This is a genomic window from Pseudoflavonifractor phocaeensis (assembly GCF_021531375.1).
In the GTDB taxonomy this organism is placed as follows: Bacteria; Bacillota; Clostridia; order Oscillospirales; family Oscillospiraceae; genus Lawsonibacter; species Lawsonibacter phocaeensis_B.
The window spans coordinates 1-13,828 of record NZ_JADYTU010000008.1 but is presented as its reverse complement, the minus strand read 5'-3'; the positions used below and the strand labels follow the sequence as shown (position 1 = coordinate 13,828).

General features: G+C 63.3%; 12 protein-coding genes. 11 read left to right on the top strand and 1 reads right to left on the bottom strand.

Annotation, left to right across the window (positions count from 1 at the left end; translation table 11 throughout):
• The first annotated feature begins 2 nt into the window (after nt 1-2).
• The 9 genes from yfmH (at nt 3) to I6E39_RS04570 (ending at nt 10,033) form a co-directional block, all read left to right on the top strand.
• Entirely contained in the window at nt 3-1,286 is a 1,284-nt protein-coding gene (gene yfmH, locus I6E39_RS04610; protein WP_235380448.1) for an EF-P 5-aminopentanol modification-associated protein YfmH, read from the top strand.
• Nucleotides 1,283-2,308, top strand: a complete 1,026-nt coding sequence (gene lgt, locus I6E39_RS04605) for a prolipoprotein diacylglyceryl transferase (RefSeq protein WP_235380447.1) — start codon at nt 1,283-1,285, stop codon at nt 2,306-2,308. The genes yfmH and lgt overlap by 4 nt, the downstream gene beginning before the upstream one ends.
• 2 nt (nt 2,309-2,310) lie before the next feature.
• Nucleotides 2,311-3,153: a bifunctional methylenetetrahydrofolate dehydrogenase/methenyltetrahydrofolate cyclohydrolase FolD gene (gene folD / locus I6E39_RS04600; protein ID WP_235380446.1), complete on the top strand. Its 843-nt coding sequence runs from the start codon at nt 2,311-2,313 to the stop codon at nt 3,151-3,153.
• Nucleotides 3,154-3,403: 250 nt separating this feature from the next.
• On the top strand, nt 3,404-5,032 hold the full coding sequence (locus tag I6E39_RS04595) for a gamma-glutamyltransferase family protein (protein WP_235380445.1): 1,629 nt from the start codon (nt 3,404-3,406) through the stop codon (nt 5,030-5,032).
• 30 nt (nt 5,033-5,062) lie between these two features.
• The gene (locus I6E39_RS04590; protein WP_338127113.1) at nt 5,063-5,902 is read left to right on the top strand and encodes a putative RNA methyltransferase; all 840 of its coding nucleotides are present in this window, start codon (nt 5,063-5,065) and stop codon (nt 5,900-5,902) included.
• Between the two features lie 46 nt (nt 5,903-5,948).
• Nucleotides 5,949-6,683 carry a tRNA (adenosine(37)-N6)-threonylcarbamoyltransferase complex dimerization subunit type 1 TsaB gene (gene tsaB / locus I6E39_RS04585; RefSeq protein ID WP_235380443.1) on the top strand — a complete coding sequence of 245 codons (735 nt, stop codon included), beginning with the start codon at nt 5,949-5,951 and terminating at the stop codon, nt 6,681-6,683.
• Nucleotides 6,676-7,311 (top strand): uracil phosphoribosyltransferase, encoded by a 636-nt coding sequence (gene upp / locus I6E39_RS04580; protein WP_235380441.1) that lies wholly within the window; start codon nt 6,676-6,678, stop codon nt 7,309-7,311. Before tsaB ends, upp begins: the two co-directional genes overlap by 8 nt.
• A 273-nt stretch (nt 7,312-7,584) precedes the next feature.
• Nucleotides 7,585-8,637 carry a D-alanine--D-alanine ligase gene (locus I6E39_RS04575; protein ID WP_235380439.1) on the top strand — a complete coding sequence of 351 codons (1,053 nt, stop codon included), beginning with the start codon at nt 7,585-7,587 and terminating at the stop codon, nt 8,635-8,637.
• Nucleotides 8,638-8,641: 4 nt separating this feature from the next.
• Nucleotides 8,642-10,033, top strand: coding sequence for a UDP-N-acetylmuramoyl-tripeptide--D-alanyl-D-alanine ligase (locus I6E39_RS04570; RefSeq protein ID WP_235380437.1), 1,392 nt, complete (start codon nt 8,642-8,644; stop codon nt 10,031-10,033).
• Nucleotides 10,034-10,121: 88 nt separating this feature from the next.
• On the opposite strand, the gene mtnA is transcribed toward I6E39_RS04570, so the two are convergent.
• Nucleotides 10,122-11,138 carry an S-methyl-5-thioribose-1-phosphate isomerase gene (gene mtnA, locus I6E39_RS04565; RefSeq protein WP_235380435.1) on the bottom strand — a complete coding sequence of 339 codons (1,017 nt, stop codon included), beginning with the start codon at nt 11,136-11,138 and terminating at the stop codon, nt 10,122-10,124.
• An 88-nt stretch (nt 11,139-11,226) separates the two neighbouring features.
• On the opposite strand from mtnA, the gene abc-f reads away from it, so the two are divergent.
• Both abc-f and I6E39_RS04555 read left to right on the top strand, forming a co-directional pair.
• Nucleotides 11,227-13,125, top strand: coding sequence for a ribosomal protection-like ABC-F family protein (gene abc-f, locus I6E39_RS04560; protein WP_235380434.1), 1,899 nt, complete (start codon nt 11,227-11,229; stop codon nt 13,123-13,125).
• Entirely contained in the window at nt 13,122-13,760 is a 639-nt protein-coding gene (locus I6E39_RS04555) for a YdcF family protein (RefSeq protein WP_235380432.1), read from the top strand. Before abc-f ends, I6E39_RS04555 begins: the two co-directional genes overlap by 4 nt.
• Nucleotides 13,761-13,828 lie beyond the last annotated feature (68 nt).

The following is a 13,828-nucleotide window of genomic DNA, read 5'->3' as shown; positions in this document are numbered from 1 at the left end:
CCATGGAACAGGTGAATTTTTCCCGGGTGGGGGAGCGGATGTACCACCGGGTGCTGGAAAACGGCCTGAACGTCTTTGTGTTCCCCAAGCCCGAGTTCCGGAAGGGCTACGCCTTTTTCGCCACCAACTACGGCGGCATGGACATGCGCTTCTGTCTGGACGGGGAGTGGCGCCAGACCCCGGCCGGTGTGGCCCACTACCTGGAGCATAAGATGTTCGACACCAAGCAGGGCAATGCCCTCCAGGAACTGGCGGCCAACGGGGCCAGCCCCAACGCCTTTACCAGCTCCGCCATCACCGGCTACTACTTCGAGTCCACCGAGAAGTTTGAGGAGAACCTCCGTATCCTGCTGTCCTTCGTCTCCATCCCCTGGTTCACCCAGGAGAGCGTGGACAAGGAGCAGGGCATCATTGGCCAGGAGATCGGCATGATCGAGGACAACCCCGACTGGAAGGTCTTTATGAACCTGATGGCCGCCCTGTACAAGAGCCACCCCATCCGGGTCAGCGTGGCGGGCAGCGTGGAGTCCATCTCCCGCATCACCGCCGATACCCTGTACGCCTGCCACAAAGCTTTCTATGACCCGGCCAACATGGTGCTGTGCGTGGCAGGCAATGTGGACCCGGAGCACATCTGCGACGTGGCCCGGGAGATCCTGCCCAAGGAGGCCGGACCCATCGCCGTGAAGGACTACGGAGAGAAGGAGCCTGACCGGGCGGCGCAGAGCGTGGTCGAGACCGCCATGGAGGTGTCTACCCCCATCTTCCAGCTGGGCTACAAGGGCGACGTCCCAGAGAAGGGGGAGGGAGGCCTGAAGCAGCAGCTGGTGGGCGAGTTGGCCATGGAGGCCCTGGTGGGCAACTCCAGCCCCCTGTACGCCAAGCTGTACCGGGAGGGGCTCATCAACCAGAACTTCTCCTACGGCTATGAGAGCTATCCCGGCTGCTCCTTCCTGTACGCCGGGGGCGAGTCCCGGGACCCCTACGCCGTCCGCCAGGCGGTGGCCGACGAGGCCGCCCGCATCGGCCGGGAGGGCATCGACGCCCAGCTGTGGGAGCGGCTGAAGAAGGGCGTCTACGGCGCCAAGGTCCGTTCCCTCAACTCCTTTGAAAACCTCTGCGTGGGTCAGGCCCAGGCCTTCTTTGCCGGCTTTGACTTTCTGCGCTTTGCCGACCTGTTCGCCTCCGTCACCAAGGAGGACGGGGAGAAGCTCATTGAAAACTGGGTCACCGGGGAGCGGACCGCCCTGTCTCTGGTGACGCCCAAGAGGGGGAAGGAAGCATGACGAATGTGGTCTCCTTTCCCGGCTTAGGACTGGAATTTGCCCTGAACCGGGTGGCCTTCACCGTTTTGGGCCGCCCCATCTACTGGTACGGCATCATCATCACCTCCGGCCTGCTGCTGGCGGTGTTCCTGTGTATCAAGTGGGGGCCCCGCTTCGGCATCAACGAGGACCAGATCATCGACATGATGCTCTTCGCCGTCCCCGCCGCCCTGGTGGCTATCCGGGCCTACTATGTGGTATTCAATCTGGACCTGTACCGGAGGATGGACGGCTCCCTGGACTGGGGGGCTATCTTCCGGTACAGTGACGGCGGCCTGGCCATCTACGGGGCCATCCTCTCCTCGGTCATCGTGCTGCTGATCTTCTGTCATGTGCGGAAGGTCAGCTTCCTGGCCTTTGCCGACCTGGGGGTCCACGGCCTGTTCATCGGCCAGCTCATCGGCCGCTGGGGCAACTTTATGAACGTAGAGGCCTTCGGCGGCGTCACCACCCTGCCCTGGCGGATGTGCGGGCCCTCCATCGCCCAGTACATGCTGGAGCACGGATATGTGGACGAGGCGGGCGCTCAGGCCATCCTGTCCGGCAATCTGGGCGTACATCCCACCTTTTTGTACGAGTCCCTGTGGAACCTGGCCGGCCTGGTCATGGTCTATTTCCTGGGAAAGAAGCGGAAATTCGACGGCCAGTGCTTCCTGTTCTACTTTTTCTGGTACGGCCTGGGCCGGGCCTGGATCGAGGGGCTGAGGACCGACAGCCTGTACTTCTTTGGACTGGAGCTCTTCGGAACGCCCATCCGCACCTCGCAGATGCTGGCCGTTGTCTCCGCTTTGGCCGCGGGGATCGTGTTGGTCTGGATGTGGCGGCGGAGCCTGCGGCATCCAAAGGAGCTGTATGTGTACCGGCTGGCCGCTCGGCAGGCGGAGGGGGCCGGGGATGCCCCGGAGGGGGAGAACGAGATACAAAGCGAACATCCGTCGGACGAGGAACACCGGCCGCCTGAGGATGATAAAAAGGAGGAATGACCATGGCCGCTGTGATCATGGATGGAAAGGCCCTGGCGGCCAAAATCAAGGACCATGTGCGGGAACAGGTGGAAGGAATGGAGCGGAAACCTGGATTGGCGGTGGTCCTGGTGGGGGAGAATCCCGCCTCAAAGGTCTATGTGAACGGAAAGAAGAAGGACTGCAGCCAGTGCGGCATTTACAGCGAGGAGTATGTTCTACCTGTGGAGACCACCCAGGAGGAGCTGCTGGGCCTGATTGAGATGCTGAACCAGCGGGAGGATATCGACGGCCTGCTGGTCCAGTTCCCCCTGCCGGAGCATCTGGACGGCAAGGCGGTGGAGCTGGCCATCCGGCCGGACAAGGACGTGGACTGCGTTCACCCGGCCAATATGGGCTACCTGGTGATGGGGGAGGAGACCCTTTGGCCCTGCACCCCCGCGGGGGTCATGCGCCTGCTGGCCGAATACGGGATCGACCCCACAGGCAAGCGCTGCGTGGTGGTGGGCCGGTCCAACATCGTGGGCAAGCCCCAGGCCATGCTCATGCTGTGGGGAGACGCTACCGTCACCGTCTGCCACACCAAGACGCCCGATCTGGCGGCGGAGTGCCGTCAGGCGGATATTCTGGTCTCCGCCGCCGGCCACACGGGCCTCATCACCGGCGATATGATCAAGCCGGGGGCCGTGGTGGTGGACGTGGCCGTGAACCGGAACAAGGAGGGAAAGCTCTGCGGCGACGTGGCCTTTGAGGAGGCACTGGAAAAGGTATCGTACATCACTCCGGTGCCCGGCGGCGTGGGCCCGGTGACCCGCGCCATGCTCATGGAGAACACCTTCCGGGCCGCCCGGCGCCACGGGAAGTAACCCGGCGGAGTGCCGCGCCCGTTCTTTAAGCCTGCGTAAATATGACTGACAAGACCACCGGGTCCTTTGTCCGGTGGTCTTTCCTTGCCTTGGCGTGTGCCGGGAAAATAATTTTCTCTCCCGCTGTTCAAAGAGGATGAATTTTAGTATAATATTGTCTGCTGGACATACCGCGCCGTCCTTTGACGCGGTACGCGTTTAGAAAGACAGCCGGACCATAAGAACAAACAGGAAAAAGGAGCGTGCGCCCATGCCGCAGTTCGACCCGCAGAAATATGCCTACCCCTCCCGCCGGAACGTGATCTATGCCCGCCGGGCCATGGCCTGTACCTCGGTGCCTCTGGGGGCCCAGATCGGACTGGATGTGATGAAGGCCGGCGGCAACGCCGTGGACGCCGCCGTGGCCATGGCCGCCGCCATGCCCCTGTTGGAGCCCACGGGCAACGGCCTGGGCTCCGACTGTTTCGCCCTGGTCTGGGTGGAGAAGGAGAAAAAGCTGTACGGACTCAACGCCAGCGGCGTGGCCCCCATGGCCCTCAGCGCCGAAAAGGTGCGGAGTCTGGGATATACGCGGATGCCTGAGGAGGGCTGGCTGCCCGCCATGGTCCCCGGAGCACCCGCCGGCTGGGCGGAGCTGAACCGCAGGTTCGGCACGAAGCCCTTGACGGAGCTCTTCGCTCCCGCCGCCTCCTACGCCCGGGAGGGCTGCCCCGTCCCCGTGAACGTGGAGCCCCAGTGGGTGGAGGACGCCAAGCGCATCGCCGCCGCCATGGAGCGGGACCCGGCCCCCCACGCCTGCTGGTGGAAGTCCTTTATGAAAGAGGACGGCTCCCCCTACCGGGCGGGGGACCTGTTCCGCTGGGAGGAGTACGCCGACACCCTGGAGGAACTGGCGGCCACCGGCTGCGAGAGCTATTACCGCGGGACGCTGATGGAGAAGATCGTCGCATTCAGCCGGGAGACCGGGGGCTATTTCTCCGAGGACGACTTCCGGAACTACCGTCCGGAGTGGGTGGAACCCATCACCGCTGACTACAAGGGCTATACCGTCTGCGAGCTCCCGCCCAACGGCCACGGCATCACCGTCCTTATGGCCCTGAACATCCTGAAGGGGCTGGAACTGCCCGCTGAGAAGGACTGCGCCGACACCTACCACAAGATCCTGGAGGCCATCAAGTTGGCCTTTGCCGACACCAAGACCTATGTGGCGGACCCCCGTTACATGAAGACCTCCGTGGAGGACATGCTGTCTGAGGAATACGCCGCCCGCCGCCGGGCCCTCATTACCGGCGAGGCCCTGACGCCCGAGGCAGGGGACCCCTCCTGCGGCGGCACCATCTACCTGTGCACCGCCGACCCTCAGGGCAACATGGTGTCCTTCATCCAGAGCAACTACACCACCTTCGGCGCCGGCGTGGCCGTCCCCGGCACCGGCATCTCCCTCCAGAACCGGGGCGCCAACTTCTCCCTGGACCCAGACAGCGACAACTGTCTGGCGGGGGGCAAGCGGTCCTACCACACCATCATCCCCGGCTTCATGCTGAAGGACGGGGAGGCAGTGGGCCCCTTTGGGGTCATGGGGGCCTTCATGCAGCCCCAGGGCCATGTGCTGGTGGCGGTGAACACCATCGACTACCACATGAACCCCCAGGAGTGCCTGGACGCCCCCCGGATGCAGTGGGTGGGCGGAAAGCACATCCAGCTGGAACGGGAGGTCCCCGCCCATGTGGGGAAAAAGCTGGCGGAGATGGGCCATGAGGTGGAGGTTTTGAATACCAACATCTCCATGGGCCGGGGCCAGATCATCTGGCGGACGGACAACGGCCTGCTGGCAGGGGGGACCGAGCCCCGGTGCGACGGCACTGTGGCGGCTTGGTGAATTGAGCCCCTTTTGCCGGAGAAATGAGAGGTGAAGCCCTTGGAAAGCCTGTTTTGCTGCCCCCTGTGCTCCGGTCCCCTGGAGCGGGAGGAGCGTCAATACCGCTGCCCCGCCGGCCACTGCTTTGATATTGCCGCCGCCGGGTATACCAATTTGCTGCCCGCCAACCGGAAGCACTCCAAAAATCCGGGGGATGACAAGGAGATGGTGGCGGCCCGGTCCGCTTTTCTGGAGAAGGGATACTACGCCCCTCTGCGGGACGCCCTGTGCGCCCTGGTGGTCCGGGAGTCGGGGGAGGAGCCCAGCCCGGTACTGCTGGACAGCGGCTGCGGCGAGGGCTACTACACCGCAGGGCTGTTCCAGGCGCTGGCCAAGGCGGGAAAAGAGCCCCGGGCGGCCGGGGTGGACCTGTCCAAGTTCGCGCTGCGCCGGGCGGCCAAGCGGCTGCCCCAGGGGGAGTTTGCCGTGGCCTCGGTCTACCGCCTGCCGGCGGCGGACGGGAGCGTGGACGTGCTGACCAATGTGTTCTCGCCCCTGGCGGCGGAGGAATTTGCCCGGGTGCTGAAGCCCGGTGGACTGTACTGCTATGTGGTGCCCGCCCCGCGGCACCTGTGGGAGATGAAGGAGATCCTGTACCCCCAGCCCTATGAGAACCCGGTCAAACGGGAGGACTATCCCGGCTTCCGGTGGCAGGGGGCGGAGCAGGTGCGGGGCCGGATCTGTCTGGAGGACGGGGCGGATATCATGGCCCTGTTCGGTATGACCCCTTACGCCTGGAAGACTCCCAAAGAAGGTGTGGAGCGGCTGCGGGCGCTGAAGCGGCTGGACACGGAGATCGGCTTCGACCTCCATTGGTACCGCCGGCAGTAGACCCTGCCGCCCTTGAAAATCCATAGAAGGAACGTGTGATGCTACCATGATGATCTTAGCTCTGGAATCCTCCGCCACCGCCTGTTCCGCGGCCCTGACCCGGGACGGGGAGCTGGTGGCCCAAAACTGGCAGAACAGCGGCCTGACCCACAGCCGTACCCTGCTGCCCATGGTGGACAGCCTGCTGAAAAACAGCGGCCAGACTCTGGACGGCGTGGACGTGATCGCCGTGGCCGCCGGCCCCGGCTCCTTCACCGGCCTGCGGATCGGAGTGTCCACCGCCAAGGGACTGGCCTGGCCGGGGGACAAGGACTGCGCCCCCTGCTCCACCTTGGAGTCTATGGCCTGGCCTCTGGCCCATCAGAAGGGCAAGCTCATCGTCTGCGCCATGGACGCCCGCCGCCACCAGGTGTACAACGCCCTCTTCTTGGCCACGGGGGAGGGGCTGGAGCGGTTGACCCCGGACCGGGCCATTTCCCTGGCGGAGCTGGGTGAGGAATTGAAAAAATATGAAAATTCCAAAATAGTCGTTGGAGACGGCGCCAAGCTGTGTTATAATACTTTGTTAGAACAAGGCATGGAACTGGAGCTGGCCCCGCCCAATCTGCGCCTGCAGAGCGCCTGGGGCGTAGCCCGGGCGGCGGAGGAGCTGGCGGCCCGGGGCGCTCTGGTCAAGGGCCGGGATCTGGTCCCGGTGTATCATCGGCTGTCTCAGGCGGAACGGGAGCGCCTGGAAAAGGAGAAACAAATCACAAAAGAAGGGGATCATACAAATGTTTAACGAAAAAGTACACGTTCTGAACCACCCTCTGCTTCAGCATAAGCTGTCCATCCTCCGGGACGAGCGCACCGGCGTCAAAGAGTTCCGTGAGATCATCTCCGAGATCGCCGCTCTGGAGTGCTATGAGGCCACCCGGGACCTGCCTCTGGAGGACGTGGAGATCAAGACCCCTGTGGCTACCGGCACCTTCAAGCAGCTGGCCGGCAAGAAGCTGGCCATTGTCCCCATCCTCCGGGCCGGACTGGGCATGGTGGACGGCATCCTGGACCTGATCCCCTCCGCCAAGGTGGGCCACATCGGCCTGTACCGGGACCCTGAGACCCATCAGCCCGTGGAGTACTACTGCAAGATGCCCAACGACATCGCCGAGCGGGACGTCATCATCCTGGATCCCATGCTGGCCACCGGCGGTTCCGCCTCCGCCGCCATCACCTTCATCAAGGGCTATGGCTGCAAGCATATCAAGCTGATGAATGTCATCGCCGCCCCCGAGGGCATCGCCTGCATCCAGAAGGACCACCCCGACGTGGAGATCTATGTGGCTGCCGTGGATGAGAAGCTCAACGACCACGCCTATATCGTCCCCGGTCTGGGAGACGCCGGCGACCGTATCTTCGGAACCAAGTAATTTTGCATCAAAAAGTCCTCTGAACCGCGGTTCAGAGGACTTTTTTACCCTTTTGCGGCGCGCCGGGGAGGTCAGCGGAAAGTAAAGAAATGAAGAGCGGAGAACGTCCCGGTGGAATGCAGAACGAAGGCTTCCGCCGGATATACAAAACTTTTTCGTCCAGGAAAATTGTCCGGACTCCTTGAGTATTTGCAGATCCTGTGCTAAAATATACGATTAGCGTATAAAATGTGATAGGTATGCCTAATTGGACCAAATGAGGTGTGTAACAATATGAAAATCGTGGTATTGGCCGGAGGACTCAGCCCGGAGCGAAATGTCTCCCTCTCCTCTGGCTCCATGGTGTGTCAGGCTCTGCGGGACCGGGGGCACCAGGTGGCTCTGGTGGATCTGTTCTTTGGACTGGAGGGCTTTGAGGGCGCTCCGGAGGAGCTCTATGACGCGCCGATTCCCGACTCCTTTAAGCGGGTGAGCCGTCAGGCCCCCGACTTGGCCCAGGTCCGGGCCAGCCGGAAGGATCAAAGCCCCTCGGCCATCGGCCCCGGGGTGCTGGAGCTGTGCCAGAGCGCCGACGTGGCCTATCTGGCTCTCCACGGGACCTGCGGCGAGGACGGCCGTATCCAGGCCGCGCTGGATCTGCTGGGCGTGCCTTATACCGGCTCGGGCTGTCTGGGCTCCGCCATCGCCATGGATAAGGACCTGACCAAACGCCTGGTGGCGGACCAGGTGACCACGCCCCGGTGGGAGACGGTGACCGTCACCCCGGAGGACCTGGAGGAGCTGACGGAGCGGACGGAGCTGCCCGTGGTGGTGAAGCCCATCGCCAGCGGATCCTCCATCGGCGTCTACATCGCCCGCACCCGGGAAGAACTGCGCCGCGCCCTGGCCGAGAGTATCCAGCTGGGGGGACGCACCGTGCTGGAGCAGTACATCGAGGGCCGGGAGATCCAGGTGGCTGTCCTGGACGGCAAGGCGCTGCCCTCCATCGAGATCATCCCCAAGGAGGGCTTTTACGACTACGAGAACAAGTACCAGCCCGGCGCCGCCCTGGAGGTGTGCCCGGCGGAGATCCCGGCGGGGTGGGAAGAGCGGCTGGGACAGGCCGCTTTGGCTGTGTTCCAGACCATCGGGCTGGCGGTCTATGCCCGGGCCGACTTCATCGTCACCGAAGACGGAACCCCCTATTTCCTGGAGATCAACACTCTGCCCGGCATGACCCCCACCAGTCTGGTCCCCCAGGAAGCGGCAGCCGTGGGCATCGACTACGGTACTTTGTGTGAAATTATTATCCGGAAATCTTTGGAAGCCCGGAAGGGAGGACTTTAAGTCCATGGAGACCATCACACTGGCCCAGCTGCTGACGGCGGTCAACGGAAAACTGCTGGGCAACGATACTGACCTGGAGACCCCCATTTTGCGGGTGGATACCGACAGCCGCAACATCCATGAGGGGGCCCTGTTCATCCCCCTGGTGGGCGAGCGCTTTGACGGCCACGCCTATATCAACTCCGCCCTGGAGGGGGGAGCCGTGGGCTGCCTCACCGCCCGGGAGCGGGAGAGCTACCGCCCGGACAAATTCTATGTGAAGGTGGGCAACACCCAGCGGGCCCTGCGGGATCTGGCGGCCTGGTACAAGGAGCGGTTCCAGATCCCCTTTGTGGCGGTCACCGGCAGCGTGGGCAAGACCACGGCCAAGGACATGATCGCCGCCGTCCTGGGCACCAAGTACAAGGTGCTCAAGACCGAGGGCAACTTCAACAACAACGTAGGTCTGCCCCTGACCCTGCTGCGGCTGGACCGCAGCTATGAGATCGCCGTCCTGGAGATGGGGATGGACCGGTTTGGGGAGATCGACTACCTGGCCGGCACGGTGAAGCCCGACGTGGGCGTCATCACCAACATCGGAGACGCCCATATCGAGCGGCTGGGAAGCCGGGAGAATATCTTCAAGGCCAAGTGTGAGCTGCTGCCCCACATCAAGGGGGACGGCCTGCTGGTCCTCAACGGAGACGACCCCATGCTGTCCACCCTCCGGGGAAACACGCCGGTGGAGACGGTGTTCTGCGGCCGGGATGAGGGGTTGGAGTACCGGGCCCAGGTCACGGGCGGTGACGGCGTGAGCCACATTCACTGCCGCCTGACCACCCCCCACATGGACCGGGACGTGAAAATCCCCGCCCTGGGGGAGCACATGATCTATCCCACGCTCATCGCCGCAGCGGTGGGAGAGCGGTTCGGCCTTACCCCCGACCAGATTGAACAGGGTCTGACCCGCTTCGTCCCAACCCGGATGCGGATGAATATCCTCCGCCGGGGCGGAGGCGTCACCATTCTGGACGACACCTATAACGCCAACCCCCAGTCCATGCGGGCGGCGGTCAGCGTACTGGCCGACAGCCACAGCGCATGGAAAGCGGCGGTGCTGGGCGACATGCTGGAGCTGGGGCCCTTTGCCCCCGCCCTCCACAGCGGCGTGGGCGAGTATCTGGGCAAGGCCGGGATCAACTGTCTGGTGGCTGTGGGCGAGATGTCGGAGCATATGGCCCAGGGCGCCCGGGATGCCGGCGTCCCCATGGTATGCCACTGCGCCGACAAAGAGGCCGCCAAGGCAGTTCTGGACCGGATCATCAAGCCGGACAGCACCATCCTGGTGAAGGCCTCACGGGGCATGAAGCTGGAGGAGCTGACCGCCTACCTTGTGGAGCACACCCAGGAGGCATAATAATTAGGGTGTGACCGGAGGCCACACCCTGCGCACCGATATGGAATTTCCGCGGCAGCTGCCTGAAAAAGTGAAAACTAAAATTGCTTTACAGATCTTGAAAACAGTTTGACAGACCGGCGGCAAAAGGCGGGCGTAGCACGCCCCGCTCGGTGATGATGCCGGAGAGCAGTTGGTGGGGTGTCACGTCGAAGGCCGGGTTCCAGGTCTGGGCCCCCAGCGGGCCGGTCCGGACCCCGCCGAAGCCAAGGACTTCCCCGCCGTCCCGCTGTTCCACCGGGATGTGGCTGCCGTCCGGAATGGCCATGTCGATGGTGGAGGAAGGCAGGGCGGTGTAAAAGGGAATATTGTGGTAGCGGGCCAGCACCGCCAGAGCGTAAGTGCCGATCTTGTTGGCGAAGTCCCCGTTAGCGGCCATCCGGTCGCAGCCCACCACCACCAGGTCCACCTTGCCCTGGGCCATGAGAGCGCCGGCCATGTCATCGCAGATGAGCGTCACCGGGATGCGGTCCTGGACCAGCTCGTAGGCGGTGAGCCGGGCGCCCTGGAGCAGGGGACGGGTCTCGTCGGCGTAGACCATGGAAACCTTGCCCTGGGCGTGGGCCGCCCGGATGACGCCCAGAGCGGTGCCGAAGCCCCCGGTGGCCAGAGCCCCCGCGTTGCAGTGGGTGAGGATGCGGGCCCCTTCGGGCACCAGCTCCGCCCCGGCCCGGCCCATGACGGCGTTCATCTGGACGTCCTCCCGGTGGATGGCGATGGCCTCTTCCTCCATCCGGCCTGGGTCGTTGCCGCAGGCCAGTCCGCAGCGCTCCATCCGGTCCAAAGCCCAGAACAGGTTGACCGCCGTGGGCCGGCTGGCGGCCAGGAGCTCTCTGGCACGGACCATGCGGGCTTCGCCATCGGGTCGGCCCGCGCTTTGACGGGCGGCCAGCACCATGGCGTAGGCCGCCGCCACGCCGATGGCGGGAGCGCCCCGGACCACCATGGTCCGGATGGCCTGTGCCACCGCCTGGGGGTCGGTGTACGCCAGCCAGTCCTCTTCGGCGGGCAGGCGGGTCTGGTCCAACAGATATAAAGTATGGTTTTCCCAACGGATCGCTTCCATGGCGCGTCCTCCAAATCAAGCTCATTTAGAATGTGGGACCCTCCGGTCCCGCTTCATCATATCACACCAGAGAACCGGGAGACAAGCAATGATCGACATTTCCGTATCCAACCTGGTCAAGGAGTTCGAGGTTGGAACCAAAATTTTAGACGGGCTCACCTTTCAGGTGGACACCGGAGAGCGGGTGGGATTGCTGGGCCCCAACGGCTGCGGCAAGACCACCCTGCTTCGCATCCTCACCGGCGTCATGGACTATGACGAAGGAGAGGTGGTCATCGCCCCGGGCAAACGGCTGGGGCTGATCTCTCAGATCCCCGTGTACCCCGAAGGTTACACGGTGGAGGACGTGCTGGACACCGCCTTTACCCCCCTGCGGGTGATGGAGGAGGAGATGGGCTGTCTGGCGGAGCGGATGGGGGAGGAACCCGCCCTCATGGCCCGATACGACAAACTGGCCGCCGCCTTTCAGACCGGGGGCGGTTATGAGACCGATACCAACAAAAACAAAGTGTGCAACGGCCTGTCCATTTCCCAGGAAATGCGGCAGCGTCCCTTTGACAAGCTGTCCGGCGGCGAGAAGACCCGGGTGAACCTGGGCCGTCTCATCCTGGAGGACACCGACATTCTCCTGCTGGACGAGCCCACCAACCACCTGGACCTGCGGGCCACCGAGTGGTTGGAGGAGTATCTGGAAAAGTTCAAGGGCACCGTCCTCACCGTCTCCCATGACCGCTATTTCCTGGATAAGGTGGTGGGCCGGGTCATCGAGATCCAGAATGGCAGGGCGGAGTTCTATGCCGGCAACTACTCGTTCTACGCCGTGGAGAAGGAGCGGCGGTATGAGGAGAAGCTGAAACAGTACGAAAAGGAGCAGGCCAAGATCGAGCAGCTGGAAAAATCCGTGGAGCAGCTGCGGACCTGGGCCTACTCCGGCATGGACAAGACCTTCCGCCGGGCCAAGTCCATGGAAAAGCGCATCGAGCGGATGCGTACCACCGACCGTCCCACCAGGGAGCGGAAGATGGAGGTGCGCTTTGGAGAGCGGGAGTTCCGGGGAGACGAGGTGCTCACCGTCAAGAACCTGGAAAAGTCCTTTGGGGACCGCACCCTGTTCTCCGGGGTGAACCTGGAGGTGGAGGGGGGCGAGCGCATCGCCCTGCTGGGGGACAACGGAACCGGCAAGTCCACCCTCATCAAGATCCTCATGGGAGAGGAGTCCGCCGACGGGGGCAAGCTGAGGCTGGGCCCCACGGTGCGTATCGGCTACCTGCCCCAGATCATCCATTTCGACCACCCGGAGCGCAATCTGGTGGACACCATGCTCTATGCTCTGGACTGCACCCCACAGACCGCGCGGAACCGGCTGGCCTCCTTTAAATTCCGGGGGGAGGACGTGTTCAAGCCTGTCTCCGCCCTGTCCGGCGGCGAGCAGTCCCGGCTGCGGCTGTGTATGCTCATGGACTCCAAGATCAACCTGCTGATCCTGGACGAGCCCACCAACCATCTGGATATCCAGAGCCGGGAGTGGATCGAGGAGGCGGTGGAGGAGTACGAGGGAAATCTTCTCTTCGTCTCCCATGACCGGTACTTCATCGACCGGTTCGCCACCCGGATCTGGATGCTGGAGGACGGCCATATCACCGACTTCAAGGGCACTTACCAGGAGTACCAAGCGGCCAAGCAGCGGCAGAAGCAGCTGGCCGCCGCTCCGGTCAAGGAGACGGCTGCCCAGGAACCGAAGAAGGAGAAGCCCAAGCGCCCCGGGGGCACCAAGGAGCTGGAAAAGCAGGTCAACGCCGCTGAGCGGGCGGTGGCCAAGGCGGAGGAGCAGATGTACGACCTGTCCCTCCAAATCGAGGAGGCTGCCTCCGACTATCTGAAGCTCCAGGAGCTGTATGAGCAGCGGGAGGCCCTGGAGGAGGAGATCTTAAAGCTTTACGGGACCTGGGAGTCCCTGTCCGCCCAACTGGAGGAGGCGAGAGGATGAAAACCAAGATCGAGGTAGCCAGCTACAAGGGACGCCGGTATCGCGGCTGGATCAAGGGTCTGATCGCCCTGGTGCTGGCGGGGGTCTTGGCCTTCGGCGCCCTCTTTGTGGCGGTCATGTCCGGGGCACGGGACCATGTCAGCGGCGATCCTCAGATCATGATCGTCCTGGGCTGTCAGGTGAAGCCCTGGGGACCTTCCATCCTGCTTCAGGACCGGCTGAACGAGGCTCTGGACTATTGGGAGGACCACCCGGACATCCTAATCGTGGTCTCCGGAGGCCAGGGGCCCGACGAGCCCTCCACCGAAGCCAGGGCCATGGCTGATTACCTGATGGAGCAGGGCGTCTCGGCGGAGCAGCTCCTTCTGGAGGAAGAGTCCCACAATACCTTCCAAAACTTGGCCTGCACCTTTGAGCTGTTGAAAGAGACAGGCTATGAAGACCAAATGGGACAGGTGCTGGTGGTGTCCAACGGGTTTCACCTGACCCGGGTCCGGATGCTGTTTGGCCGGGTCTGGGAGGGTGACTGTACTCTGTCCACCCTGGCCGCGCCCACCAGCCATATCCCATCCCGGCTGAAAATGTATGTCCGGGAGCCGCTGGCCCTGGCGAAATCCTTTCTGTTTGACCGATAAATTTTAGTTTATCGTTTCATGTAGGGTGAGGGCTTGGTAGGGCGGGGGCTTATCCCTCCCCCTTTTGG